Annotated in this window: 30 protein-coding genes; 20 read left to right on the top strand and 10 right to left on the bottom strand. The window is 69.4% G+C overall.

The features are described 5' to 3' along the window. Positions 1-27: 27 nt before the first annotated feature. Complete coding sequence (locus tag E9536_RS13485; protein ID WP_027787906.1) at positions 28-921, bottom strand: LysR family transcriptional regulator; 894 nt, start codon at positions 919-921, stop codon at positions 28-30. A 108-nt stretch (positions 922-1,029) separates the two neighbouring features. On the opposite strand from E9536_RS13485, the gene E9536_RS13490 reads away from it, so the two are divergent. Beyond that, a complete protein-coding gene (locus tag E9536_RS13490; protein WP_136469972.1) occupies positions 1,030-1,785 on the top strand; it encodes a TerC family protein in 756 nt (251 codons plus the stop codon). Between the two features lie 96 nt (positions 1,786-1,881). Next, positions 1,882-2,217 (top strand): zf-TFIIB domain-containing protein, encoded by a 336-nt coding sequence (locus tag E9536_RS13495; RefSeq protein ID WP_027787904.1) that lies wholly within the window; start codon positions 1,882-1,884, stop codon positions 2,215-2,217. Positions 2,218-2,310: 93 nt separating this feature from the next. Here E9536_RS13495 and E9536_RS13500 read toward each other — a convergent pair whose 3' ends face one another. Further along, positions 2,311-2,721: an Hsp20/alpha crystallin family protein gene (locus E9536_RS13500; protein ID WP_136469973.1), complete on the bottom strand. Its 411-nt coding sequence runs from the start codon at positions 2,719-2,721 to the stop codon at positions 2,311-2,313. A 16-nt stretch (positions 2,722-2,737) separates the two neighbouring features. Beyond that, positions 2,738-3,178, bottom strand: a complete 441-nt coding sequence (locus E9536_RS13505) for an Hsp20/alpha crystallin family protein (protein WP_027787902.1) — start codon at positions 3,176-3,178, stop codon at positions 2,738-2,740. 247 nt (positions 3,179-3,425) lie between these two features. Between E9536_RS13505 and E9536_RS13510 the strand changes: the two genes are divergently transcribed. Then, entirely contained in the window at positions 3,426-4,343 is a 918-nt protein-coding gene (locus tag E9536_RS13510) for a 3-hydroxyacyl-CoA dehydrogenase NAD-binding domain-containing protein (RefSeq protein WP_136469974.1), read from the top strand. A gap of 54 nt (positions 4,344-4,397) precedes the next feature. Here E9536_RS13510 and E9536_RS13515 read toward each other — a convergent pair whose 3' ends face one another. After that, positions 4,398-4,676: a DUF4148 domain-containing protein gene (locus E9536_RS13515; RefSeq protein ID WP_059695563.1), complete on the bottom strand. Its 279-nt coding sequence runs from the start codon at positions 4,674-4,676 to the stop codon at positions 4,398-4,400. Positions 4,677-4,846: 170 nt separating this feature from the next. Then, positions 4,847-5,695 (bottom strand): LysR substrate-binding domain-containing protein, encoded by an 849-nt coding sequence (locus E9536_RS13520; RefSeq protein ID WP_027787899.1) that lies wholly within the window; start codon positions 5,693-5,695, stop codon positions 4,847-4,849. A gap of 328 nt (positions 5,696-6,023) precedes the next feature. Between E9536_RS13520 and madL the strand changes: the two genes are divergently transcribed. The 11 genes from madL (at position 6,024) to E9536_RS13575 (ending at position 14,774) form a co-directional block, all read left to right on the top strand. Further along, a complete protein-coding gene (gene madL / locus E9536_RS13525) occupies positions 6,024-6,419 on the top strand; it encodes a malonate transporter subunit MadL (protein WP_021162694.1) in 396 nt (131 codons plus the stop codon). An 11-nt stretch (positions 6,420-6,430) separates the two neighbouring features. Then, positions 6,431-7,198, top strand: coding sequence for a malonate transporter subunit MadM (gene madM / locus E9536_RS13530; protein WP_027787898.1), 768 nt, complete (start codon positions 6,431-6,433; stop codon positions 7,196-7,198). 134 nt (positions 7,199-7,332) lie between these two features. After that, entirely contained in the window at positions 7,333-8,979 is a 1,647-nt protein-coding gene (gene mdcA / locus E9536_RS13535) for a malonate decarboxylase subunit alpha (protein ID WP_027787897.1), read from the top strand. A gap of 10 nt (positions 8,980-8,989) precedes the next feature. Continuing rightward, positions 8,990-9,304: a malonate decarboxylase acyl carrier protein gene (gene mdcC / locus E9536_RS13540; RefSeq protein ID WP_021162697.1), complete on the top strand. Its 315-nt coding sequence runs from the start codon at positions 8,990-8,992 to the stop codon at positions 9,302-9,304. Continuing rightward, entirely contained in the window at positions 9,301-10,236 is a 936-nt protein-coding gene (locus E9536_RS13545; protein WP_124840035.1) for a biotin-independent malonate decarboxylase subunit beta, read from the top strand. Before mdcC ends, E9536_RS13545 begins: the two co-directional genes overlap by 4 nt. Continuing rightward, positions 10,223-10,930, top strand: coding sequence for a biotin-independent malonate decarboxylase subunit gamma (gene mdcE / locus E9536_RS13550; RefSeq protein ID WP_059681974.1), 708 nt, complete (start codon positions 10,223-10,225; stop codon positions 10,928-10,930). The genes E9536_RS13545 and mdcE overlap by 14 nt, the downstream gene beginning before the upstream one ends. Continuing rightward, positions 10,917-11,585, top strand: a complete 669-nt coding sequence (gene mdcG, locus E9536_RS13555) for a malonate decarboxylase holo-[acyl-carrier-protein] synthase (protein WP_136469975.1) — start codon at positions 10,917-10,919, stop codon at positions 11,583-11,585. The genes mdcE and mdcG overlap by 14 nt, the downstream gene beginning before the upstream one ends. Continuing rightward, positions 11,582-12,448: a triphosphoribosyl-dephospho-CoA synthase MdcB gene (mdcB, locus tag E9536_RS13560; RefSeq protein WP_136469976.1), complete on the top strand. Its 867-nt coding sequence runs from the start codon at positions 11,582-11,584 to the stop codon at positions 12,446-12,448. The genes mdcG and mdcB overlap by 4 nt, the downstream gene beginning before the upstream one ends. After that, entirely contained in the window at positions 12,445-13,377 is a 933-nt protein-coding gene (mdcH, locus tag E9536_RS13565; RefSeq protein ID WP_060357353.1) for a malonate decarboxylase subunit epsilon, read from the top strand. Before mdcB ends, mdcH begins: the two co-directional genes overlap by 4 nt. Before the next feature lie 105 nt (positions 13,378-13,482). Continuing rightward, positions 13,483-14,004, top strand: coding sequence for a phospholipase D-like domain-containing protein (locus E9536_RS13570; protein WP_136469977.1), 522 nt, complete (start codon positions 13,483-13,485; stop codon positions 14,002-14,004). Between the two features lie 125 nt (positions 14,005-14,129). Next, positions 14,130-14,774 (top strand): phosphoribosyltransferase family protein, encoded by a 645-nt coding sequence (locus E9536_RS13575; RefSeq protein ID WP_060196205.1) that lies wholly within the window; start codon positions 14,130-14,132, stop codon positions 14,772-14,774. A gap of 7 nt (positions 14,775-14,781) precedes the next feature. Here the strand turns inward: E9536_RS13575 and phaZ are convergent, their stop codons facing one another. After that, complete coding sequence (gene phaZ, locus E9536_RS13580; RefSeq protein ID WP_136469978.1) at positions 14,782-15,999, bottom strand: polyhydroxyalkanoate depolymerase; 1,218 nt, start codon at positions 15,997-15,999, stop codon at positions 14,782-14,784. 171 nt (positions 16,000-16,170) lie between these two features. Here phaZ and E9536_RS13585 point away from each other — a divergent pair, with 171 nt between their 5' ends. Then, a complete protein-coding gene (locus E9536_RS13585) occupies positions 16,171-16,800 on the top strand; it encodes a glutathione S-transferase (RefSeq protein WP_059695575.1) in 630 nt (209 codons plus the stop codon). A gap of 163 nt (positions 16,801-16,963) precedes the next feature. Continuing rightward, positions 16,964-17,170 carry a hypothetical protein gene (locus tag E9536_RS13590; protein WP_080982016.1) on the top strand — a complete coding sequence of 69 codons (207 nt, stop codon included), beginning with the start codon at positions 16,964-16,966 and terminating at the stop codon, positions 17,168-17,170. 108 nt (positions 17,171-17,278) lie between these two features. Here E9536_RS13590 and proP read toward each other — a convergent pair whose 3' ends face one another. Then, positions 17,279-18,766, bottom strand: a complete 1,488-nt coding sequence (gene proP, locus E9536_RS13595) for a glycine betaine/L-proline transporter ProP (protein ID WP_027787885.1) — start codon at positions 18,764-18,766, stop codon at positions 17,279-17,281. 539 nt (positions 18,767-19,305) lie between these two features. On the opposite strand from proP, the gene E9536_RS13605 reads away from it, so the two are divergent. Continuing rightward, positions 19,306-19,638 carry a YnfA family protein gene (locus tag E9536_RS13605; protein WP_059527239.1) on the top strand — a complete coding sequence of 111 codons (333 nt, stop codon included), beginning with the start codon at positions 19,306-19,308 and terminating at the stop codon, positions 19,636-19,638. A gap of 34 nt (positions 19,639-19,672) precedes the next feature. Here E9536_RS13605 and dnaQ read toward each other — a convergent pair whose 3' ends face one another. The 3 genes from dnaQ to E9536_RS13620 are packed head-to-tail and all read right to left on the bottom strand — an operon-like array spanning position 19,673 to position 21,699. After that, a complete protein-coding gene (gene dnaQ, locus E9536_RS13610) occupies positions 19,673-20,407 on the bottom strand; it encodes a DNA polymerase III subunit epsilon (protein WP_027787883.1) in 735 nt (244 codons plus the stop codon). Between the two features lie 39 nt (positions 20,408-20,446). Next, positions 20,447-20,890, bottom strand: a complete 444-nt coding sequence (gene rnhA / locus E9536_RS13615) for a ribonuclease HI (RefSeq protein WP_021163370.1) — start codon at positions 20,888-20,890, stop codon at positions 20,447-20,449. Next, positions 20,887-21,699 (bottom strand): class I SAM-dependent methyltransferase, encoded by an 813-nt coding sequence (locus tag E9536_RS13620; RefSeq protein WP_027787882.1) that lies wholly within the window; start codon positions 21,697-21,699, stop codon positions 20,887-20,889. The genes rnhA and E9536_RS13620 overlap by 4 nt, the downstream gene beginning before the upstream one ends. 18 nt (positions 21,700-21,717) lie before the next feature. Between E9536_RS13620 and gloB the strand changes: the two genes are divergently transcribed. The 3 genes from gloB (at position 21,718) to E9536_RS13635 (ending at position 25,619) form a co-directional block, all read left to right on the top strand. Beyond that, complete coding sequence (gloB, locus tag E9536_RS13625; protein WP_027787881.1) at positions 21,718-22,524, top strand: hydroxyacylglutathione hydrolase; 807 nt, start codon at positions 21,718-21,720, stop codon at positions 22,522-22,524. Between the two features lie 151 nt (positions 22,525-22,675). Further along, a complete protein-coding gene (locus tag E9536_RS13630; RefSeq protein ID WP_027787880.1) occupies positions 22,676-24,244 on the top strand; it encodes a transglycosylase SLT domain-containing protein in 1,569 nt (522 codons plus the stop codon). 157 nt (positions 24,245-24,401) lie between these two features. Beyond that, positions 24,402-25,619 (top strand): MFS transporter, encoded by a 1,218-nt coding sequence (locus E9536_RS13635; RefSeq protein ID WP_136469979.1) that lies wholly within the window; start codon positions 24,402-24,404, stop codon positions 25,617-25,619. Positions 25,620-25,624: the final 5 nt, after the last annotated feature.

Here is a 25,624-nt window from a genome sequence, read left to right on the forward strand (position 1 = left end):
ATAGTTTCGTTTGATGTCGCACTCGCTTCAGTCGGCCGGTGCGCCGCGCGCCGCGTCCAGCAATTGCGACGTCAGCGGATGGTGTTCGCCGCGCCGCGAGCGGATCGCATGGATCTCCTCGGTCACGTCGCCCGCGCGCCCGAGCCGCCGCAACCCGCGCAGCAGCGACGCATCGTTCGCGCCGAGTTCGCTCAGCGGAAACACGCCGAGGCCGCGCGCCGCGAACACGGCCATCAGCGCGCTGTCCTCGAATTCCCCGGCCACGCGGGGCACGATCCGCTCACCTTCCAGCCACAGGTCGAGGCGCGCGCGCAGCGCCGAGTGCGCGGTCGGCAGCAGCACGGGCAGCTCGGCGAGGCACTGCGGAAAGTGCTCCCGCGCGGCCGGCGTGACGAGCGCCGCGGGGCCGTACCAGTCGACCGGCGACGCGACGAGCCGCTCGCTCGTCACGCGCAGGTTCGAACCGGACGGCGCGCCCTGGCCGGCCAGCACGAGATCGAGATGATGCAGCGCGAGCTCCGCGAGCAGCGCATCGTGCTCGCCCTCGTGGCACAGCAGCCGCAGCGTGGGGGTATCCAGCACGGGTGCCAGGATCGCGTGCGCGGCGAGCTTGGAGATGCCGTCCGCGAGGCCGACCGCGAGCCGCACGGTCGGCTGGCTGGCCGCCGCGCGCACCTCGTCGGGGATCAGCCGTCCCATCTCGAAGATCGCCTCCGCGCGCGCAAACGCGGCCTGGCCGGCGTCGGTCATCGCGACGCTGCGCCCGGCCGGGCGCAGCAACTGGTGCCCGAGCGCTTTCTCGAGCTCGCGCACCTGCGCGCTGATGGTCTGCACGGCCATGTCGAGCCGCCCGGCCGCGCGCGCAAAGCCGCCTTCCTTCACGACGACCCAGAAGTAGTACAGATGTCGGAAATTGAGCATCGGATCGTAATTTCGTAAAAACCGAACCAAAAATCAGATTCTCTCTGATTTTTACGAAGTTCTGGGCGGCATATCATCGGGCTTTCCACTTTCGAATCGGCCCATTTCATGGACTACCTGCTGACGCTTGCCGCCGACCCTGCCGTCTGGGCGGCGCTTCTGACGCTCGTCGTGATGGAAGTCGTGCTCGGCATCGACAACCTGATCTTCATCTCGATCCTCAGCAACAAGCTGCCCGAAGCGCAGCGCGCCCGCACGCAGCGCCTCGGCATCGCGCTCGCGCTGGTGATGCGCCTCGCGCTGCTCGGCAGCGTCGCGTGGATCGCAAGCCTCACCGAACCGGTGTTCACGCTGTTCGACCACGCGTTCTCGTGGCGCGACATGATCCTGCTGTCGGGCGGCCTGTTCCTCGTGTGGAAGGCGACCACCGAGATCCATCACCACGTGTCGCACGACGGTGACGGCGCGGGCGGTACCGGCGGCGCCGCAGGCCTGACGATGTGGGCCGCGATCGGCCAGATCGTGATGCTCGACATCGTGTTCTCGATCGACAGCATCGTGACCGCGATCGGCATGACCGAACACGTGCCGATCATGTTCGTCGCGGTGATCGTCGCCGTCTCCGTGATGCTGTTCGCCGCGCAGCCGCTCGCACGCTTCATCGACCGCAACCCGACCATCGTGATGCTCGCGCTGTCGTTCCTGGTGGTGATCGGCATGACGCTGATCGCCGAAGGTTTCGGCTCGCATGTGCCGAAGGGTTACATCTACGCGGCGATGGCGTTCTCGGCGTTCGTCGAGGGCATGAACATGCTGGCGCGGCGCGCGAAGGCGAAGCGCGCGGCACGGACGGAAGGCCGCTGAGCGGCCGCGCGCGACGCCGGCTGCCGCTCAGGCGGCACCCGGCTCGCGCGTCTCATATGGAATCCAGACGAAATTCGCACGGAAAGGAGAAGCGCGATGAAATGCCCTGTCTGCAAGACGCCCGACCTGCTGATGGCCGAGCGCCAGTCGATCGAAATCGACTACTGTCCGACCTGCCGCGGCGTATGGCTCGATCGCGGCGAACTCGACAAGCTGATCGCGCGCGAGGCCGGCGACGCGCCGGTGCGTCGCGACGAGACGCCCGTGCGGCACGATGCGCAAGCGCCGCGCGGCCATGACGGCGGGTGGGGGCGCGACGGCCGCGCGCACGACGACCGGGACAGGCACGATGGCCGCTCGCACGGCGATCGTTACAAGCATGACGGCCAGCGTCGCCGGAAATCGGTGTTCGACCTGTTCGACTTCGACTGACTCCGCCGATGTCGCCATGTCATTGAAAAGCCCCGCCGGGCGCGTACCCGGCGGGGCTTTTCACACGTGCGGGACGACGGCACGCACCGGTGCTTACGCGTTGCCGGCCGTCACGTCGATGCGGCGCGGACGCGTTTCCTCGCGGCGCGGAATCGTCAGCGTCAGCACGCCGTCGCGCAGGTTCGCGTCGATCCTCGACGTGTCGAGGTCGGGGCTCAGCACGAAGCTGCGCGCATAGCGCGTCGCGCGGATTTCGGCATGCCGCACGCGGAGGTCGGCCGGCGTATCGAGGTGCGTGTCGGCCTCGATCGTCAGCGTGTTGTCGTGCACCTTCACGTCGAGGTTCTCGCGCGGCACGCCAGGCAGGTCGGCCCGCAGCGTGACGCCGAGGTGATTCTCGACGATGTCGACGGCCGGCGTGATCGCGGGCCGGCGCGCCGCTTCGGCGGCAACGGGGTGGACGGTGCTCGTTTGGCGTTCGGCCAGGGTCGGGTTCGCAGTCATGTCGGTATCCTGAGAATTATTGAACGGTGATCGCGCGCGGCTTCGATGCCTCGCGCCGGCCGACGCGAATCAGCAGGCAGCCGTTTTCATAGCGGGCGCTGACCTGGTCGGGATCCGCGTCACGCGGCAGCTCGACGACGCGGCGGAACGCACCGTGAAAGCGCTCCTGCGCATAGGTGCGCAGGTCGTCGCCTTCTCCGCCTGGCGCCGGCTTGCGCTCGCCGCTGATGGTCAGCAGGTCCTTGTCGATCGACACGTCGAAGTCGGCCGCGGCCATGCCGGGCGCGAACGCGACGATCTCGATCGCGCCGTCGGTGGCGCCGACGTTGAGTGCGGGAAAGGCGCCGGGCCGCACCGCGCGAATGCCGGACGGACGATCGCCGAGCAGGCTCGCCACCTGCCGCTGCACGCGGGCGAATTCGTCGAACAGGTCGCTGCCGAAATGGATACCGCTCATGTGAGTCCTCCTGAACAGGGAACGCGGGAGACGCGACGGCGCGACGCCTGCGGCGGGCGCGACGCGGGGGCTCCACTGGGTCGAAACGGGGGCAGTGCGTGTTGTGGTGCGCTGCCCGACGACGCGTAATTAGTGGCCGCCGCAGCGCATTTCAAGAGGGGATCCACAATCTGCATCAATGCAGGCCCGTGCGGTTCGATGCGACAATCGCCGCGATCTATCTGCAGACCAACGACACGGGACAACCATGGACATTCGACGCATCGCGATCGTCGGCGCCGGCGTGATCGGCGCCAGCTGGGCCGCTTTCTATCTGACGCAGGGCTTCGACGTCGTCGCGACCGATCCGGCGCCGCAAGCCGACGCACGGCTGCGCGACGCACTGGCCGCGTTTCTCGGCGAGCGGGCCGCCGAGCTTTCCGCGCGGCTGTCGTTCGATGCCGATCTCGTGCGTGCGCTCGACGGCGTCGACTTCGTGCAGGAGAACGGCCCGGAGCGGCTCGACCTGAAGCGTGCGCTGTACCGGCAGATGGACGACGTGCTGCCCGCGCACGTGCCGATCGCGTCGAGTTCGTCGGGCCTGAAAATGTCGGACATCCAGACCGCGTGCGAAAAGCATCCGGAACGGTGCCTGATTGCGCATCCGTTCAATCCGCCGCACCTGATTCCGCTCGTCGAGCTGGTCGGCGGCGAGGCCACCGGCCAGGACGTGATCGCGCGCGTGAAGGCGTTCTACGATGCGCTCGGCAAGCAGACGATCGTCCTCAACAAGGAGGTGACCGGCCACGTCGCGAACCGGCTCGCGGCGGCGCTGTTCCGCGAGGTGTATCACCTCGTCGGCGAAGGCGTCGTGAGCGTTGCCGATGCGGACAAGGCCGTCGCATGGGGGCCCGGCCTGCGCTGGGGGCTGATGGGGCAGTGCCTGACCTATCACCTCGGTGGCGGCGCGGGCGGAATCGCGCACTTCCTCGAACACCTGTCGGGGCCGATCACGAGCTGGTGGGACGACCTCGGCACGCCCTCGTTCAACCCGGACGTCGATCGCAAGCTGAACGACGAATTGCGCGCGATCCAGGGCGAGCGCTCGATGCAGGAACTGGCGGCCGAACGCGACCGCCTGCTCGTCGAGCTGATCGACGCGCGGCGCCGCAGCTTCCTGCCGTGATCGCGCCTGGGCGGGGCGTTTCGGTCGGGCCGCGATCGGTCGGGCCGCGCTCCGCTACTGCTGCGCGGCCGTTTGCGGTGCCCGCGGCGTCTGGGCAAGCCACGACGGGCTCGCGGCCTGCACGAGTTCGCGGTTGCGCGCGCGCGTCGCGGCGCTCGGCGGGTAGTTGCCGTCGTTCGTCGGCAGTTCGCCGTCGAGATAGGCCTGCTTGAGCTGGGCGATGACTTCCGCGCGTGTCAGGCCCTGTTCGGGCGCGGCGGCATCGGTCTGGGCAAAGGCGGGGGACAGCAGGGCGGCGGCGGCGGTCGCGACGGCGAATCGCAAGACATTCATGGCGTGCTCCGATCAAGGGGACGGGACACCGGATGCGCGCGGCGGCTGCCGTGCGTTCCGATGGGGCCCATTGTCGTGAGCGGGTGCTGCGCGGACGATGACGCGTTCCGGGCAGAACTGTCAGTTGCGGGCGCGGCCGGCCGCGCATGCGTGCGTCGCGCCCGGTGCGGTTACAACTCCGACGCGGCCGTGATCAGCGTGGCTTCGAGCGCGAGCGTCGATCGCGACGCGGCCGCCGGCCGGTCGATCACGTACTCGAGTTCGCCGAGTTCGGGCAGCCCCGCGTCGAGCCGCGCGAGCCCGGCCGGGATCACGTAGCCCGCGAACGCGCTGACGCCGAGCCCCGCGCTCGCGGCGGCGCGCAACACCGCGACGCTGCTGCTGACTACCGCGATCCGGTACGGGCGCCCGACGGCTTCGAGCGATTCGAGCACGCGGCGGCGCGACACGCTCGGCTCCGGATGCATCGCGAGCGGCAACACGGCCTCGTGGCCGGTGATCCGCGAATCGGGGCCCGTGCACCAGTACAGCGGCTCGCTGCGGATCACGCGGCCGCGCCGGCTGCCCGCGATGCGCTTCGCGAACACGAGATCGTGCCGCCCTTCGTCGAGCGCGTCGAACAGGTCGCCCGACAGCCCGGTCGAGATCGCGAGCTCGACTTCCGGATTGCGCTGCACGAAGCTCGCGAGCGCGGCCGTCAGGTGCGCCGACGCGAAATCTTCCGACATCGCGAGCCGCACCTTGCCCGACAGCGGCGGCCCGCACACCGACGTGACGGCTTCGTCCATCAGTTCGAGGATGCGCACCGCGTAGCGGAACAGCGCGTCGCCGTGCTGCGACAGGTGCACGTTGCGCGTGTCGCGTTCGAACAGCGGCCGGTCGAGCAGCTCCTCGAGGCGGCGGATATGCTGGCTGACGGTCGATTGCGACAGGCTCACGCGCTCGGACGCGGCGGTGAAGCTGCCGGACTGGGCGACGGCGACGAAGCTGCGCAGCAGCTCGGGCGGTAACGGGCGCATTGCTAAATCCACTGAATCGGTTTCGACAACTTCATAAATGGCCGGATATTGCGGCGCTAGTATCGGATCACGCCTCGGTGCGTGCCCGTCACGGCGCACACCGGATGCGTAGCCCGCGTCGTGCCGGCGGCTGCATCGGTCAGTCTACGGCATCCGGCATCCGGCCCGAAACCGCATCATCCCATCGACCGCCCGAGAACGCGCCCGCATGACGGGCCGCCGGGCAGCGGCGCACCGCCGCAGGAGACGAGTCCGCGCACGGGATCGGCGTGCGGGGCCGGTTCCTGCATGCGTCCGGCGCCCGTCACGAAGAGACTGGAGACGACTCATGATCATCTACGGAACCGCGCTGCTGGCGTTCTGCCACCTGGCCGGCCTGTTCCTCGGCGACCTGCTCGGCAGCGCGATCGGCGTGAAGACCAATGTCGGCGGCGTCGGCATCGCAATGCTGCTGCTGATCTGCCTGCGCCTGTGGCTGCACCGGCGCGGCTGGCTGCCGAAGGAAACCGAGGCCGGCGTCGGTTTCTGGGGCGCGATGTACATCCCCGTCGTCGTCGCGATGGCCGCGAACCAGAACGTCGTCGCCGCGCTCAAGGGCGGCCCCGTCGCGTTGCTGGCCGCCGTCGGCGCGGTCGCGATCTGCGCATGCTGCATCGCGGTACTCGTGCGCACCGGGCGCGACGACACGGCCTTCGCGGCCGTGCCGCAATTCGAAGAACAGTGAAGGAGGCCGCCATGCTGCAGATGCTCGAAAAAGTCGTCGCCCACAACGGGCTCGTCGCGTCGTTCGCGCTGGTCGGCCTGATCATGTGGCTGTCGTCGATCGCGTCGCGCAAGCTCACGTTCGGCCGTGTGCACGGCTCGGCGATCGCGATCGTGATCGGCCTCGTGCTCGCCTACGTCGGCGGCGCATTCACCGGCGGCGAGAAAGGGCTGGCCGACGTCAAGCTGTTCGCCGGCGTCGGCCTGATGGGCGGCGCGATGCTGCGCGATTTCGCGATCGTCGCGACCGCGTTCGAAGTGCAGCCGACCGAGGCACGCAAGGCCGGGCTCGTCGGCGTCGTGTCGCTGCTGCTCGGCACCGTGCTGCCGTTCATCGTCGGTGCATGCATCGCGCGCGCGTTCGGCTACACCGATGCGGTCAGCATGACGACCATCGGCGCGGGCGCCGTCACCTACATCGTCGGCCCCGTGACGGGCGCGGCGATCGGCGCGAGTTCCGATGTGATCGCGCTCAGCATCGCGACGGGGCTCGTGAAGGCGATCATCGTGATGGTCGGCACGCCGGTCGCGGCCAACTTCATGGGCCTGAAGACGCCGCGTTCCGCGATGATCTTCGGTGGCCTGGCCGGCACCGTCAGCGGCGTGAGCGCGGGGCTCGCCGCGACCGACCGCCGGCTCGTCCCGTACGGCGCATTGGTCGCGACGTTCCATACGGGCGTCGGCTGCCTGCTCGGGCCGTCGGTGCTGTTCTTCACGACGCGCGCGCTGGTCGGCGCGTAGCGCGCTGCGATGCGGCCCAAGCGTGCGGGCCGCATCCATCGCGGCGTCCTCTGAGTCGCATTCGTCAACATCATCAATCGGCGGCGGCGCCAGGCTTAGAATGCCGCTGAACCATCGAAGCGGGAGAACTGTTCATGACGGGATGGAATCACGCGCGGCAGGCGCGCGATGCACGCCTCGCGGCCGGTGCGCGTTTCGCGCAGGGCAAGCGGGTCGATGCGCGCGACGCCGTCGCGTTGCTCGAAGCGGTGCTGCGGCCCGGCGACCGCGTGTGCCTCGAAGGCGACAACCAGAAGCAGGCCGACCTGCTCGCGACGGCGCTCGCCGATGTCGACAGCGCGAAGATTCACGACCTGCACATGGTGCAGTCGGGCGTCGTGCTGCCCGAGCATCTCGACGTGTTCGAGCGCGGCATCGCGAAGCGCCTCGACTTCGCGTATTCGGGCCCGCAGTCGCAGCGCATCGCGAAGCTGCTGTTCGGCGGCAAGATCGCGCTCGGCGCGGTGCACACCTATCTCGAGCTGTTCGCGCGCTACTTCATCGACCTCACGCCGCAGGTCGCGCTGATCGCCGCGGTCAGCGCCGACGCCGACGGCAACCTGTACACGGGCCCGAACACCGAAGACACGCCGACCGTCGTCGAGGCCACCGCGTTCAAGGACGGCATCGTGATCGCGCAGGTCGACCGCATCGTCGACAAGGTGCCGCGCGTCGACATTCCCGGCGACCGCGTGCACTTCGTCGTCGAGGCGGGCCGGCCGTTCTACGTCGAGCCGCTGTTCACGCGCGACCCGGCCGCGATCACCGAAACGCAGATCCTCACCGCGATGCTCGCGATCAAGGGCATCTACGAACCGTACGGCATCAAGCGCCTGAACCACGGGATCGGCTTCAACACGGCCGCGATCGAACTGCTGCTGCCGACCTACGGCGAGAAGCTCGGGCTGAAGGGCAAGGTCTGCTCGCACTGGGCGCTCAATCCGCACCCGACGCTGATTCCCGCGATCGAATCGGGCTGGGTCGAGCAGATCCACTGCTTCGGCTCGGAAGTCGGCATGGACGACTACATCCGCGCGCGTTCCGACATATGGTTCACGGGCTCCGACGGGTCGCTGCGCTCGAACCGCGCGTTCTGCCAGACGGCCGGCCTCTACGCGTGCGACATGTTCATCGGCTCGACGCTGCAGATCGACCTGTCGGGCCATTCGTCGACGGTCACCGCCGAGCGCATCGCCGGTTTCGGCGGCGCGCCGAACATGGGCAGCGACGCGCGCGGCCGGCGTCACCCGAGCGAGCCGTGGCTGAAGGCCGGCGCGGAAGCCGACCCCGATACGCCGGCGGCACTCAGGCGCGGCCGCAAGCTCGTCGTGCAGATCGGCGAGACGTTCGGCGACAAGAACGTGCCGATGTTCGTCGAGAAACTCGACGCGCTGAAGCTCGCCGACAAGCTGCAGCTCGACCTCGCGCCGATCATGGTCTACGGCGACGACGTCACGCACATCGTCACCGAGGAAGGAATTGCGAACCTGCTGATGTGTCGCGACAAGGACGAACGCGAGCACGCGATCCGCGGCGTCGCCGGTTATACGGAGATCGGCCGCGGCCGCGACCGGAAGATGGTCGAGCGGCTGCGCGAGCGCGGCGTGATCCGCCGTCCGGAGGATCTCGGCATCGATCCGCTCGACGCCGATCGCCGCTGGCTCGCCGCGCGCTCGATCAAGGATCTCGTGCACTGGTCGGGCGGGCTTTATGCGCCGCCGGCCCGGTTCCGCAACTGGTGAGGAAGAGGGCATGGAACAGTTGAACTATCGCTTCACCGCGCGCGAGCGCGCGAAGGGCGAGCTGGCCGCAGCGCTCGTCGGCGTGGTGGCATCCGGCAATCTCGAGGTGCTCGTCGAGCGCGTGCTGCCGGGCAACGAATGCGAGATCGACATCCGCACCGCGGCGGTCGGTTTCGGTGCGGTGTGGCAGGCCGTCGTCACGGATTTCGTCGAGCGGCGCACGCCGGGCGGCCTGAAGCTGTCGATCAACGACGGCGGTGCGCGGCCCGACATGGTGTCGCTGCGGCTCGCGCAGGCCGTGCGCGCGATCGAGGGGGACGCATGATGAACGACGCGATCCACGATGCGCCCGCGTTCGTCGCGAATGGGGCGAGCTGGTACGAAGCGTCGGCGCGGCAGCGCGTCGACGGGCTGCTCGACGCGGGCAGCTTCGACGAATTCCTCGGGCCGGCCGAACGCGTGACGAGCCCGCACTTGCCGCTGTTCGACCTGCCGCAGCAGTTCGACGACGGGATGGTGGTCGGCCACGGCCGGCTCGACGGGCAGCCGGTGTTCGTCGCCGCGCAGGAAGGCCGCTTCATGGGCGGGGCGTTCGGCGAAGTGCACGGCGCGAAGCTCACCGGGCTGCTGCGTGCCGCGCGCGAAGTCGGCAAGCCGGTGCTGATCCTGTTCGATACGGGGGGCGTGCGGCTGCAGGAGGCGAACGCGGGCGAACTCGCGATTGCCGAGATCATGCGTGCGCTCGTCGAAGCGCGTGCGGCCGGCGTGCCGGTGATCGGGCTGATCGGCGGGCGCGCGGGCTGCTACGGCGGCGGCGGGTTGCTCGCCGCATGCTGCTCGGCGCTTGCGGTGTCGGAGCAGGGCCGTATCAGCGTGTCGGGCCCCGAGGTGATCGAAACCAATCGCGGCGTCGAGGAGTTCGATTCGAAGGACCGCGCGCTGATCTGGCGCACGATGGGCGGCAAGCACCGGCGGCTGATCGGCGGCGCGGACCGCTACGTGGCCGATACGCCGGACGCATTCCGCGCGGCGGCGCTCGAGCTGATCGGGCGCGCGCCGACGTTCGATGCGGCGATGCTGCGTGCCGAGCAGGCGCGTCTCGAGGCGCGTGTCGAACGGTTCGGCGCATGCAACGATGCGCTCGACGTCTGGCGCACGCTCGGGGCCGACGAGCCGGAAGCGATTCCGGGCATGCCGGACGACACGTTCGCGTCGCTCGCGGATCAATTGCAGGAGAGCACGCATGACGCTCGATGAAGTGCTGAACGCCTTGTTTCCCCAGGGCCATTCGATCGCCCGCACCGGCGGCCTGTTGACGGGGCATGCGGAACTGGCCGGTACACGCGTCGACGTGATCGGCGTCGCCGACCGCTTGCCGTTCGGCATCGACGAGGCGCTGACGCTCGCGGCCCGCGTGCTCGACACGATCGCGCGCGGCGGCGACACGCCGATCCTCGTGCTCGTCGACAGCGACAGCCAGCGGATGAGCAAGCGCGACGAACTGCTCGGCCTGAACGAGGGGCTGTCGCATCTCGCGAAGTGCCTGATGCACGCGGATCTCGCCGGGCACCGGACGATCGGCGTGCTGTACGGCCACACGGCCGCCGGCGCGTTCATCGCGACCGCGCTCGCGACGCGCACGCTGCTTGCGGTGCCGGGCGCCGAACCGGAAGTGATGGACCTGCCGTCGATGTCGCGCGTGACCAAGCTGCCGATCGACGTGCTGAAGGAGATGGCGCGCTCGACGCCGGTGTTCGCGCCGGGGCTCGACAATCTCGTGAAGATGGGCGCCGTCGACGCCGTGCTCGATCCGGCCCGCGCGCTCGACGCGCAGGTCGGTGAATGGCTCGGCAAGCCGGCCGAGCGCGTCGACCGGCGCGCTGCGCGCGGCCGGCCGGTGGCTGCCGATGTCGCGCGGCGCGTCGAGGCGCTCGCGCGTGCCGCGCGCTGAGATGCCGCTGCGCCGCCACACGCTCGTCACGTTGACGGCGGCGGGGTGGGGCGCGGCATTCGCGCGCGATCCCGCGCTCGCCGCCGATCCGCTCGTGCAGGCGTGGGCCGCGCGCGGCTGGCCGCTGATCGTGCGCCGCGCGTCGCCCGACGAGGCCGATGCCGGCCGCGTGCCGCTCGGCCTGCCGCTGCCGCCGTCCGCGGGCAAGCGGCGCATCGCGCTGAACGCAGCGGCCGATGCGCTCGCGACGGTCGGCCCGCTGCCCACGTTGTCCGACGTGCTCGCGGCCGCGCCCGACGCGTGGCGCACGCCGTTGCGCGAGCTCGATGCGCTCGGCGCGCGGTGCGGCGTGCAGGGCCGCGTGTTCGGCAGCCTCGCATGGCAGGCGCTGACGGGCGAGCCGTACCTGGGCGAGTCGTCCGACCTCGACATCGTGTTCCCGCTACCGGAAGCTGCATCGATCGCGACACTGCTCGACAGCCTCGCGGCGATCGACGGGCGCGCGCCCATGCGCATCGACGGCGAACTGCTGCGCAACGACGGCGCGGGCGTCAACTGGCGCGAACTGCATGCGCGGCAGCCTGAAGTCGCGGTCAAGACGGCGATCGCCGTCGAACTGATGCCGGTCGACGCCTTCACCGGGGGCGCGCGATGAGTGCATGGGCCGCCTGCCGCATACCGGCGCCGTCCGAAGCCGGGCGCATCGCCGAACTGGCCGAGCGCAGCCTCGTGCTCGAGATCGAGACCTATCCGAAGCCGGGGCTCGTCAGTCACGTCGACACCGGCAGTCACACCGACATGGATGCCGCGACGTTCGCGCGTAGCGCCGCCGTGCTGCGGCCTTACTTCGCGGAACTGGCCGACGCAGGCGCGCGCGATGCGGACATGGCCGTGCTGCGCAAGATCGGCCTGCGTGCCGAGCACGCGATGCTCGCCGCGACGGGCGGCGTCAACACGCATCGCGGCGCGATCTTCGGGCTCGGGCTGCTGTGCGCGGCGGCGGGCCGGCGTGCGATGCCGGGCGCCGTGCCGGGCGGGACGACGCTCGGCGCGTTCGTCTCCCGCCGCTGGGGCGCCGATATCCTCGGCGGTCCGCGCCTGCCCGACAGCCACGGCGAACGCGCGAGCCGCCGCTACGGCGTCGGCGGCGCGCGCCGCGAGGCGGCCGACGGTTTCACGACCGTCTATGCGGTCGGGCTGCCCGCGCTGCGCCGCGCGCGGCGTGACCTGCCCGGCGACCCGGAAGCGGCGCGCGTCGGCGCGTGCTTTGCGCTGATCGCCGCGCTCGACGATACGAACCTGCTGCACCGGGGCGGGCAGGACGGCCTCGAATTCGCGCAGGCGGCCGCACGCGCGTTCGTCGCACGCGGCGGCGTGCGGGCGCGCGACTGGCGGCTACGCGCGGCCGCCGTGCATCGTGCGTTCGTCGCGCGTCGGCTGAGCCCGGGCGGCGCGGCCGACCTGCTTGCGATGAGCGTTTTCGTCGATGCGCTCGAAGCCGACGGAGGCGCGCGATGACGCTGGCCATCCTCTGTTCGGGACAGGGCGCGCAGCGCGCCGACATGTTCGACCTGACCGGCACCGCGCCGCAGGCCGACGCGCTGTTCGCCCACGCCGGCCGGCTGCTCGGCGACGATCCGCGCGCGTGGGTGCGGCAGGCCGGGCCGGACGCGCTGCGTGAAAACCGTGCCGCGCAGATCCTCTGCACGCTCCAGGCGCTCGCGGCGGCCGCGCTGCTCGACGCGGTGTGGCCGCGCCGGCGCTGCGTCGCCGGCTACAGCGTCGGCGAAGTCGCGTCGTGGAGTGTCGCGGGGATGATCGAGCCGGACGCCGCGCTCGACCTGGCCGATGCGCGTGCGCGTGCCATGGATGCCGCGAGCGGCGGCGACGAGCGGATGGTGTTCGTGCGCGGCCTGACGCGCGCTCGGCTTGCGCGATTGTGCGACGGCCGCGACGCGGCGATCGCGATCGCGAACCCGGGCGACGCGTTCGTGGTCGCGGGGCGCCAGCCCGATGTGGATGCGGTGGCCGACGACGCATCGCGCGACGGTGCGCTGCGCGTCGCGCCCGTCTGCGTGCGGATCGCGTCGCACACGCGCCGACTCGCCGCGGCCGTGCCGGTGTTTCGCGCGTCGCTCGCCGCCGCTCACGTGCGGCGGCCGCTGCCCGGCACGCGGCTCTTTTCGGGAATCGACGGCGCGTCGGTGCTCGACGTCGACGCAGGACTCGACAAGCTGGCCCGGCAGATCGCGGAGCCGGTCGAGTGGGCGGCCTGTCTTGCCGCGTGCGTGGAGGCCGGTGCGACCGCGTTCCTCGAGCTCGGCCCCGGCCGCGCGCTGGCCGAGATGGCCGGTAGCGCATATCCCGCGCTGCCGGCGCGCAGCCTCGCGGATTTCCGTTCCGTCGACGGCGTCGCGAGCTGGCTCGCGCGCGTCGCGGCGGGCTGATCGACGGCCCGGAAGCCCCTCGCCGGAGTCGCCTTTCGCACTGTGTGTTGCGCCGGCGCAGCAGCCTTGCAGCCGGCGCTTGCCACACGAATTGGCGTCGCTAAAATGGCGCCCGCCATGAGACCAGCCGCTTTCCTTCTCGCCGCGCTCTGCTGCGCGGCGAGCGCCCACGCCAGCCAGATTCCGTCCGACGCCGCATCGGTCGGCACATACTTTTCGTACGACAATGCGGCGGCCGACGCGACCGTCGACCTGATCGAGCAGGCGCAGCGTCGCGTGTTGCTGGCCGGCTATACGCACGTGCCGCCGGCGGTCGCGAGCGCGCTGCGCGCGGCCCGCTCGCGCGGGATCGAGGTGCGTGTCGTGCTCGTGCGTTCGCCGCACGCGGGCCGGTACAGCGGCGCGGGCTATCTGAAAGCGTCGAGTATCGACGTGGCGATCGAGTCGCGGCACGGCGATCCCGCGCCGCGCTTCGTGATCGTGGACGACAGCGTCGCGCTGACGACGCTCTCCGAAGGGGCGGCTGCGCATGCGGAAACGGTGAACGTGTTCCAGCGCGCGCCCGAGCTCGCGCAATCCTATGCGCAGTCGTTCTGGCGGCTGTACCGGCAGGCCGGCGGCCTCTGACCCTTTCCTTCGGTGCCCCGCGCGCCGGTGTGACCCTGCTTGCATCGGCGCTGCCGATGAACCATGCTCGTTGACAGGCGCCGACGCGGGTTTCGCGCCTCCGGCGCAACGGCAGGGAGCCGAACGTGTTCGAGTGTTTTGCCGATCGTACCGATGCCGGCTGTCAGCTGGCCGGCGCGTTGCGCGATTATGCGGGCCGCGGCAATGTCGTCGTGCTCGCCTTGCCGCGCGGCGGTGTGCCCGTCGCGTATCCGGTCGCCTGCGCGCTGCACGCGCCGCTCGACGTGCTGGTCGTACGCAAGCTCGGCGTGCCGTCCGATCCCGAGCTCGCGATGGGCGCGATCGCGACGGGCGGTGCGATTCATCTGCAGCGTTCGGTGCTCCGCTCGATGGGCGTGTCCGACGCGCAGCTCGCCGATGTGATCGCGCGCGAGACGGTCGAACTGCATCGCCGCGAGGCGCTGTATCGCGGTGCCGCGCCGCCGCTGCCGGTCGAGGGCCGCATTGCGATCGTCGTCGACGACGGCGTCGCGACCGGCGCGTCGATGCGCGTCGCGCTGCAGACGTTGCGCGAGCGTCACCCGGCGCGCATCGTCGCGGCTGCACCGGTCGCGCCGGCGGGTGCGCGGCACGCGTTCGACGATCTGGCCGATGCGTTCGTCACGGTGTGGCAGCCGCTGCCGTTCTTCGGGATCAGCCAGTTCTACGCGCGCTTCGAGCAGACGAGCGACGACGAGGTACGCGCGTTGCTCGACGCGGCCCGGCCCTGACGCGGCATCACGTGCGCCTGATGCGGCGCGGGCGGGGGCGACGGGTTTCGGCCCAGGCGAACAGGCGCTGCAGCATCGGATGGACCTCCCCGCGCCAGCGCACCCCGGTAAACAGCCCGTAGTGATCGCAGTCGCCGATGTCGATGCGGTAGCGCTCGTCGTCGGCGAGGCCGCTGCACATGTCGAGCGCCGCATGCGTCTGGCCGGCGCCCGTGACCGCGTCGCATGCGCCTTCGACGGTCAGCAGCGCGACGCCGCGCAGCGCGGCCGGCTCGACGCGCCGCCCACCCACGTCCCAGGTACCGACCGCGAGGCTCATGCGCTGGAACACGATGTCGACCGTGTCGAGGAAATACTCGGCGGGCATGTCGAGCAGCGCCGTGTATTCGAGCAGCGCACGCCGTGCGCCGGCGAGCCCGGTCATGTCGAAGCGCGACGCGGCCAGCGCGTACGCTTCGATCAGCGACAGGAAGCGCTGCGGGTACACGAGCGCGATCTCGCCCTGCTGCAGATAGGTGGGAAACACGTGGCGGCCGTGCCCCGCGAAACCCGGCGGCACGACGTCGATCAGGTGGTGGCGGCACCAGCCCAGCGAATGGGTCGCGGCGGCGGTGCCGAGCGCACTCGGATTCCGGCGCGCGTCGAGCGGGCCGCCGATCAGCGTGACGCTCGCGGGCGGCGCGAGACCGCGAGCGGCGCGCAGCGCGAGCGCGCCGAGCACCGGCACGGTTGCCTGGCACACGGCGACGACATGCAGCGGCCGGTCGTCGTGCGCGAGCCCGTCGACGAAGCCGTCGAGCGTCGCGACATATTCGTCGAGCCCGAAGCGGCCCGCCGCGAGCGGCACGTCGCGCGCATTGCGCCAGTCGGTCACGCAGACGTCGCCGTCCGCGAGCAGCGTCTCGACGGTTTCCCGCATCATCACGGCCGCATGCCCGGCGAGCGGCGCGCAGAGCAGTACCGTGCGCCGCGCGTCGACGCGCGTGAAGCGCCGCAGGTCGCAGAACGGCGTGCGCGCGACGATGCGCTCGGCGACGGCCGGCCACCCGATGTCGAAGTGCGGGGGCTCGCCCGGCGGCCCGAGCAGCGGCTCGAACAGGTCGTCGTAGCACGACGATGCGGCGTGCGGCAGCGTGGCCGCGGGCCACGCGTCGAACGCATGCCGCGTCGCCGCGCGCCAGGCGCGCATCCATTCCCGCTGCTGCTCGACGAGGGCGTACCACATGGCGAACCTTGGGGCGGAGGGGGCGTGAACTTGCATTATGGTCACTGCGGCCGGACAACGTGAGCCCCGCGTGCGGCCGGCTGAGGCGCATCAGGCGCACGGGCGCGCTAGGCGAAGCCCTGCGGCGCTGCTACAGTCGTCGATCCCATTCCCTCAAGCGGAGCGTTTGCGATGAAGCTGATCGGCATGCTGGATTCCCCGTTCGTGCGCCGTGTCGCCATTTCGGCGAAGCTGCTCGACCTCCCGTTCGAACACGAGTCGCTCTCGGTGTTCCGTCATGTCGAGCAGTTCAGGGCGATCAATCCGGTCGTCAAGGCACCGACGCTCGTGACCGACGACGGTGCGACGCTGATGGATTCGTCGCTGATCGTCGATTATCTCGATCATCGGGTCGCGCCCGCGCGGCGGCTGCTGCCCGAGGATGCGGCCGCGCGCCTGAACACGCTCGTGCCGGTCGGTTTCGCGCTGGCAGCTGCCGAGAAGAGCGTGCAGGTCGTCTACGAGCAGGCGCTGCGTCCGGCCGACAAGCAGCACGCGCCGTGGCTCGAGCGCGTGCTGAGCCAGATCGAGGGCGCATACGGTGCACTGGAGCCGCTCGTCGCCGCCGCGAACGGCTGGTTCGGCGGCGCGCGCCTGCTGCAGTCCGACGTGACGGTGGCGGTCGCATGGCGCTTCACGCAGTTCATGGCGGCCGACTACCCGGTGCTCGCGCGGATCGATCCGGCCCGTTATCCGGCGCTCGCCGCGCATTCCGCGCGGGCGGAAGCGCTGCCGGCCTTCGTCGAAACGCCGCTTGCGTAGGCCCGCTGGCGGGCCATCCGGCTGCTGGGGGCAGCCCGCCGGGCCTTGCCAGGCAAGCATCGGCGGATTGTTCTCCGCGGCTGACAAGTGACTTCGCATTCGCGCGGTTTATCCGGCGGGCGCCGATCCCTAGAATCCACTCCATCGAATGACGCCTTGCCTGATGGAGCTGATGATGCGAACCCTGATCGAATCGAGCCTGTACCACCCGTCCGTCGTGTTGCCGCTTGCCGCGCTGACGCAGTTGATGGTCGAGCGCGATTTCAATCTCGGTCAGGTCGGGCTGATCGTCGCGACGCGTGGTGCACAGGCGGCCGTGTCGCGATCGCGCGCACTGCTGTTCTGCCGCAACTGCGAAGCGCACGCATGAGCGCGTACGCGGCGAGGGGATGAAAAAAAGCCCGGCCGGCGCAAGCCGGTCGGGCGGATCGGATTCGATCGGACCCCGGCTTCGGCCGGGGTTTTTCATGGGCGACGCTCAGGCGCGTGCGGTCGACACGGCAGGGTACATGCCCGAATCGTCGTCCTCGCGCATCTGGCGCACGAGCTGGTGGGCTTCGCGGCGCGTCGCGACGGCCGGCGGCGAGCCCTTGAGCGGCTGGCGTGCGGTTTCGGCGAGCGCGACGACCGACACGATGCCGATCACGGCGGCGCCCATCATGTAGTACGCGGGCATCATCAGGTTGTGCGTGACGTCGACGAGCCACGCGGTGACCAGCGGCGTCGTGCCGCCGAACAGCGACACCGACACGTTGAAGCCGATGGCGAGCGCGCCGTAGCGGATCTCGGTCGGGAACAGTGCCGGCAGCGCCGACGGCATCACGCCGGTAAAGCACGACAGCAGCACGCCGAGGATCAGCAGGCCGCCGAACACCGATGCCGTGGTGCCGGCATGGATCAGCATCATCGACGGGATCGACAGCGCGAGCAGGCCGACGCAGCCGGCGAGCATCACGGGCTTGCGGCCGATCCGGTCGGACAGGCGGCCGGCGGCGAGCGTCAGCGGCATCATCAGCACCATCACGATCAGCACGAGCACGAGGCTGTGCGATTCGTCGAAATGCAGCGTCGACGACATGAAGCTCGGCAGGTACGACAGCACCATGTAGTCGGTCACGTTGAAGATCAGCACGAGGCCGACGCACAGCAGCAGCGCACGCCAGTTGCGCATCAGCGTTTCGCGGAAGCGCGCCTTCGGCACGGCCTTGTCCTGCGCTTCGCGCTCCTCGGCCTGGCGCTTGAACGCCGGCGTTTCCTCGAGCTTCATCCGGATGTACAGGCCGATCAGGCCGAGCGGGCCGGCGATCAGGAACGGCACACGCCAGCCCCACGACAGCAGCGCCTCCTGCGACAGCGACGCGGTGAGCAGCGCGACGACACCGGCACCCATCACATAGCCGATCAGCGTGCCGAATTCGAGGAAGCTGCCCATGAAGCCGCGGCGCTTGTCGGTCGAGAACTCGGCGATGAAGGTGGCCGCGCCGCCGTATTCGCCGCCGGTCGAGAAGCCCTGCACGAGGCGGGCGACGAGCAGCAGCACGGGCGCCATGATGCCGATCGACGCGTAGCTGGGAATGAGGCCGATCGCGAAGGTGCCGACGGCCATCATGATCATCGTGGCGGCGAGCACGCGCTGGCGGCCGATGCGGTCGCCGAGCGGGCCGAACACCATGCCGCCGAGCGGGCGCACGAGGAAGGCGGCCGCGAATGTGCCGAAGGTGGCGAGCAGCTGCGCGGACGGGCTGCTGGACGGGAAGAACACCTTGCCGAGCGTGACGGCGATGTAGCTGTAGACGCCGAAGTCGAACCATTCCATCGCATTGCCGATGGCCATCGCGCTGACGGCGCGCTTGAGCAGGCTCTGGTCGACGACGGTGATGTCGTCCGCGACGAGCGGGGCTTCGCCGGACGACGAAGCGGAGGAAGAAGCAGCGGTCGGGCTGACGTGTGTTGCGGTCAAGGTCATGCACTCCTTTGACTGCGCCGAACGGGCGGGCCGTCCGACACGGTTTGCCGGCGAGCGCGGTGTCGTGTGCGGCGCGTCGGGGCAGACCATTAAGCACTTACTGCACAAGCGGCGGTAAAGGGCCGTAAGGGGCTGCTTCGACGCGGGCCCGATGGGCCGTCGCGACAGTGCGCTCATGAAGAATGGGCCGCGTGATGCAAGCGGCAGATGCCGGTGCGGACGATGTCCGGCGTTCCGGCAAGCGCCCCGGAGGGGCAACGAAACGAGAAAAGCGGGCCTGTCGGGCGGGCTTTCCTGTGGGTGCAATTTCGGTCGAAGGGCCGGCCCGCAACGCGCGGACGGACTTCTCTCGAAATCGAATAGACAGAGATTGAATGTTGAAACAGGCGACATGATAGCACGATGACGGATGATCGTGCAAATTGCCGGGAAACGCCCGTCTGGCGGGGCGTTCGGCGGGGGCGGCTCGGGTATGATCGGCGGCGCGCGGCGGGGCCGTGCCGCCTCGCGGTGGCGGGGGCGAATTCACGAGGAACCGGATGACCGAACTGATGAGGATCGCGGCGCTGTTCGCCGCCACCGCGCTGGCCGAAATCGTCGGCTGTTACCTGCCGTGGCTCGTGCTGAAGGAGGGGCGGCCGGTGTGGCTGCTGCTGCCGGCCGCGCTGTCGCTCGCGTTGTTCGCGTGGCTACTGACGCTGCACCCGAGTGCGGCGGGGCGCACCTATGCCGCGTACGGCGGCGTGTACATCGCGGTGGCGCTGGTCTGGCTGCGAGTGGTCGACGGCGTCGCGCTGACCCGCTGGGACGTGGCCGGCGCGGCGCTCGCGCTCGGCGGAATGGCGGTCATCGCGCTGCAGCCGCGCGCGTGAGCGCGGCCGCGGCGCATGCCGTGTGCCGTGTGTTTCAGGCCGTTTCGGCGGCGCCTGCGTCGGCGGACTGGCGCCATACGCAGGTGCCCTTGACCGACTTGTCGAGCTCGTCGAGCTGCGCCTGGTGCGCGGCGAGCTCGTCGTCGCTCGCGGCCACCACGGCCAGGTCGAGCGCGGCGAGCGACACGCGCTGGCCGTTTGCCGCGCCGCCGTCGGCACCCGCGTCGTCGAGCATGTCGATCACGAGGCTGTCCTGGCCGCGCGTCATCGCGAGATAGACCTCGGCGAGCAGCTCCGAGTCGAGCAGTGCGCCGTGCAGCGTACGGTGCGCGTTGCTGATGCCGAAGCGGTCGCACAGCGCGTCGAGCGAGTTGCGCTTGCCGGGGAACATCTGCTTGGCCTGCACGAGCGTGTCGATCACGCCGCCGCAATGTTCGGTGAACGGCGGCAGGCCGAGCCGCGCGAATTCCGCGTCGAGAAAGCCAAGGTCGAACGGCGCATTGTGGATGATCAGCTCGGCGTCCTTCACGAAGTCGCGGATCTGGTCGGCGACTTCCGCGAATTTCGGCTTGTCGCTGAGGAATTCGGTCGTGAGGCCGTGCACCGCCAGCGCGCCCGGATCGCTGTCGCGCTCGGGGTTCACGTAAAAGTGCAGGTTGTTGCCGGTGAGCCGCCGGTTCAGCAGCTCGACGCAGCCGATTTCGATGAGGCGGTCGCCCGTGCGGGCGTTCAGGCCGGTGGTTTCGGTATCGAGAATGATCTGGCGCATGTCGGGGAAAACGTAGGAAACAGGGGGGGCGGCCCGCGTTCAGGCCGTGAGCGATTCGACGCCGCGATTCGCGAGCGCATCCGCGCGCTCGTTTTCGGGATGGCCCGCGTGGCCCTTGACCCAGCGCCACTCGACCTCGTGCTGCGCGACGAGCGCGTCGAGCCGCTTCCACAGGTCGGCGTTCTTCACGGGCGTCTTCGCCGCGGTGACCCAGCCTTTTTTCTTCCAGCCGTGGATCCACTCGCTGATGCCTTTCTGCACGTATTGCGAGTCGGTGTGCACGATCACCTGGCACGGCCGCTTCAGCGCTTCGAGCGCGGCGATCACGCCCATCAGCTCCATGCGGTTGTTGGTCGTGTTCGGCTCGCCGCCGAACAGCTCCTTTTCCTTGTCGCCGTAGCGCATCAATGCGCCCCAGCCGCCGGGGCCGGGGTTGCCCTTGCAGGCGCCGTCGGTATAGATGTCGATCGTATCGATTGTCATGAATGTTCTTGATGGGTGGTCGGGGAGGCCGCCGGCGTCAGGCCCGGTGCGAGCACGGGTTTCTTCATCCGGATCTGGCCGACGAGGCGCATGCCGCGCACGCGCTTGACGGCCGTCACCATGTAGACGGCGCCGAAGATCGGCCACCAGCGGTCGCCGGCGGCTTCCATGAAGCCGTAGCGGGCCAGCCACTTGTCGGTGACGAGCGGCGGCCGGTAGCAGCCGAAGCGGCCGCGTTCGAGGTCGAAGCCGAGCAGCTTGATCCAGTCCTTGAGCCGGATGAACGCGATCTGGTCGCGCGTGGCCGGCACGAACGGACGGTTCGCCATGCGCCCGAACGATTGCCGCATGCCCCACAGGCTGAGCGAATTGAAGCCGGTGATCACGAGCTGGCCTTCCGGCATCAGCACGCGCTCGGCCTCGCGCAGCAGGCGGTGCGGATCGGACGTGAATTCGAGCGTGTGCGGCATCACGATCAGGTCGACGCTCTGCGACTCGAACGGCAGGTCGAGCAGGTCGCACCAGGTCGTGCTGCGATCGGCGGGCGCATGCTCGGGCGAATGGGCTTCGCGGGCCCACGGATACTGATAGGGCGCGCTCGCGCCGCTCGCCGGATCGAGCACGAGGCCGCGATACGGCATGCGGTTCTCGCGCAGCGCGTCGAGCTGCGGCAGGCCGAGCTGCAGCGCGTGGAACCCAAAGACGTCGGACACGATCCGGTCGAGCTGCGCCTGCTCCCAGCCCAGCACGTAGCGGCCGGGAGGCGAGTCGGTCCAGGCGGGCCAGTCTATAATTTGACGGTCAGACATAACGATGATTGCGCGCCCATGAACGAGCTGGAATACGTGCCGGTTCCGGCATTCGATGACAACTATATCTGGCTCGTCTCGGACGGCCGCGATGCGATCGCCGTCGATCCGGGTGAAGCCGCGCCGGTGCGCCGGGTTCTTGCCGAACGAGGCTGGCGGTTGACCGCTATTTTACTCACGCACCATCATGCCGACCACGTCGGCGGTGTCGCGGCACTGCGCGATAGCCAACCGGACGATGCTCCGCTCGCGGTTTACGGCCCTGCGGCCGAGGCGATCGGCGTGGTCACGCGGCCGCTTGCAGGCGGCGATCGCGTGACGCTCGACGCACCGTCCGTCGCATTCGACGTGCTCGACGTGCCCGGTCACACGCGCGGCCACATCGCCTATTTCCAGGCGGCCGGGCCGCGCAACGCGGCGCCGCACGTGTTCTGCGGCGATACGCTGTTTTCGTGCGGCTGCGGCCGCCTGTTCGAGGGCACGCCCGCGCAGATGCTCGCGTCGCTCGACGCGCTCGCCGCGCTGCCGGGCGACACGCGCGTGCATTGTGCCCACGAATACACGCTGTCCAATATTCGCTTCGCGCTCGCATGCGAGCCCGGCAATGCGGCGCTCGCTGCGTGGCGCGACGAAGCGCAGGCGCTGCGCGCGCGGGGCGTGCCGACGCTGCCCACTACGATTGCTCACGAGCGTGCCGTTAACCCGTTCATGCGGGCGGACAGCGCGGCGATTCATGCCACGCTCGAGGCCGAGTTGCATGAAACGGTGCCGGATCGTCTGACGGCGTTCACGCTGATGCGCGAATGGAAAAACCGGTTCCGATGACGATTTCCGGAGGACTCCAAAGCTCAAGCGGTGTCTGTAAAAATTGCTCCAAATGTAGGATTTCGCTGAGTTTTCGGTGTTTTTATTGACGTGAAGCACGCACTTCCGTAGTATCGCCTGCAATTTCCAGCCGTCGGAAGCCGAGATTTTCATGCGACTTATATTGAGTGCGATGGTGGTTCTGCTGCTCGCCGCTTGTGCGAGCCAGGCCCCTGTCGCCAACAACGCCGCCGATTCGCAGGCGACGTCCAACTACCTCCGTAAATCAGCCACCGCCAAAGAAACTGTCGACGTCGACAAGCAATCCGTCGGCGACCTGACCAGTGCAGACTCCGATCTCTGGGGGCGCATCCGCCGCGGTTTCCAGATGCCCGACCTGCAGAGCGACCTCGTCGACATGCAGACGACCTGGTACACGCAGCGGCCCGACTACGTGCAGCGCATGACCGAGCGCTCGCAGAAGTACCTGTATCACATCGTCGAGGAGCTCGAGGCGCGTCACATGCCGACCGAGCTCGCGCTGTTGCCGTTCATCGAGTCCGCGTACAACCCGCAGGCGCTGTCGGTCGCGAAGGCGGCCGGCATGTGGCAGTTCATGCCCGGCACGGGTCGTACCTACAACCTGAAGCGCAACATGTGGCAGGACGAGCGCCGCGACGTGCTTGCGTCGACGAGCGCCGCGCTCGACTACCTGTCGCGCCTGCATGACATGTTCGGCGACTGGTATCTCGCGCTGGCCGCGTACAACTGGGGCGAGGGCAACGTGCAGCGTGCGATCGCGCGCAACCAGGCGGCCGGCCTGCCGACCGACTACCAGAACCTGCGGATGCCGAACGAGACGCGTAATTACGTGCCGAAGCTGCAGGCGGTGAAGAACATCATCGCGAGCCCGCAGCAGTACGGTCTGACGCTGCCGGACATCCCGAACCACCCGTATTTCGTGACGGTCACGACGTCGCGCGATATCGACGTGGCGGTCGCCGCGAAGCTCGCGAACCTGTCGCTCGACGAATTCCGCTCGCTGAACCCGTCGTTCTCGAAGCCGGTGATCCTCGGCGCGACCGAGCCGCAGATCCTGCTGCCGTTCGACAACGCGTCGGCGTTCGAGAAGAACCTGAAAGCCTACAACGGCCAGCTTTCGTCGTGGACCACCTATACGGTCAGCGAACGCGCACGGCCGGCCGCGATCGCCGAGAAGATCGGCGTGGACGCCGATACGCTGATGTCGATCAACAAGATTCCGGCCGGCATGCGCCTGAAGCCGGGCTCGACGATCGTCGTGCCGCGCGGCGATGACGACGACGAGGACATCAGCGCCGACGTCGCCGAAAACGGCGCGCTTGCAATGGAACCCGATGTGCCCGACACGCGCAAGATGCTGATCCGCGTGCGTCGCAAGCAGTCGATGGCGGCGATCGCCGGCCGCTACGGCGTGTCGGTCGGCCAGCTCAAGGCGTGGAACCGCACGCACCGCGATCTCGTGATGCCGGGCCAGGCGCTCGTGCTGCACGTGCCGGTCGGCCGTTCGGTGCCGGCGGAGCCCGGTCCGGAACGGATCGCAACGTCGGCCGCCGGTGCGCACATCGAGCGCGCGAGCCTGGCGGTGGGCGGCAAGTCGCACGGCGCGAAGCGCGGCGCGGCGAAGCCGGCGGCCAAATCGACGAAAGCGACGAAAGCGGCGCCGGCCAAGGCCACAACGCACAAGGGCAAGAAGAAATAACGCAGTCGCGAGCGCATCGCGCGGCCGGCCCGGTTCGTGCGATTGCGTTATCATCCGACGAAATGCGACGAAACGCCGTCACCGAGGTGACGGCGTTTTTGTTTGTGCGCGGCGCGGGGGTGCCGCGTTGAATGCCTTCATATAACAAGGAGAGGCGATGTCGTCGGTGCAGGTGAGGGTGCTCGCGCTGTTTTCGGTCGGGTATTTCGTGTCGTATGTGTTTCGCGGCGTCAATCTGGGCTTCGCGCCGTTCGTCACGCACGAGCTCGGGTTGTCGGCCGCCGATCTCGGCCTGCTCACCAGTCTCTATTTCCTCGGCTTCGCGGGCGCGCAGATCCCGGCCGGCGTGATGCTCGATCACTTCGGCCCGCGCCGCGTGACGGCCGGCATGCTGCTGTTCGCGGCCGCCGGTGCGGCCGTGTTCGGCGCCGCGCACAGCCTCGGCACGATGATGGTCGGCCGGCTGCTGGTCGGCGTCGGCGTATCGGTGTGTCTCGGCGCGGCGTTCAAGGCGCTCGCGCAGCATTTCCCGGTCGGCCGGCTGCCGCTCGTGAACGGCCTCGTGATGGCCGTGGGCGGCCTCGGCGGCGTGATGGTCGGCTCGCCGCTGACCTGGCTGCTCGGCTGGGCGAGCTGGCGCGCGATCTGTTTCGGCCTCGCGGTGCTGACGGTGGCCGTCGCGGCGTCGATCGGCCTGGGCGCACCGGAGGCGAAGCAGGTGCGTCACCAGGGCGGGCTCGTCAGCCAGTTCAAGGGCACGTGGCATATCCTGAGCAGCCGTGCGTTCTGGAAGATCTCGTCGTTCTCCGTTGTCACGCAGGGGGTGTTCTACGCGATGCAGTCGCTGTGGGTCGGGCCGTACCTGCGCGACGTCGCGGGGTTCGATGCGCCGCATGCTGCGCGCCTCGTGTCGGTGCTCGGCTTCGCGATGATGGCCGGCTGCGTCGGCTTCGGCGCCGCGGCGCGCGTGCTCGAGCGGCGCGGCGTGTCCGTGTACGCGTTCTGCGGCATCGGCATGGCGTTGTTCGTCGCGACGCAGGTTGCAATCGTGGCGCGCGTGCCGTTGCCGCCGGCCGTTCTGTGGGCCGCATACGGGATGTTCGGCGGCGTCGGCATCCTGACCTACGCGGTGATGGCCGGGCATTTTCCCGCGCATCTGATCGGCCGCGCGAACACGACGCTCACGCTCGTGATCTTCCTGCTGATCTTTGCGTTCCAGATCGGTGTCGGCGCGGTGCTGTCGCACTGGCCCGCGGTCGACGGCCGTTATCCGGCCGCCGCGCACGTCACCGCATGGGGCGTGTTGTTGGCTCTGCAGCTCGCGAGCGCGGTCTGGTACGTATGGCCCGCGCGCGGCGCTGGCCAAGTGCACTGATCCGG

Source organism: Burkholderia sp. LS-044, assembly GCF_004803625.1.
GTDB lineage: Bacteria > Pseudomonadota > Gammaproteobacteria > Burkholderiales > Burkholderiaceae > Burkholderia > Burkholderia cepacia.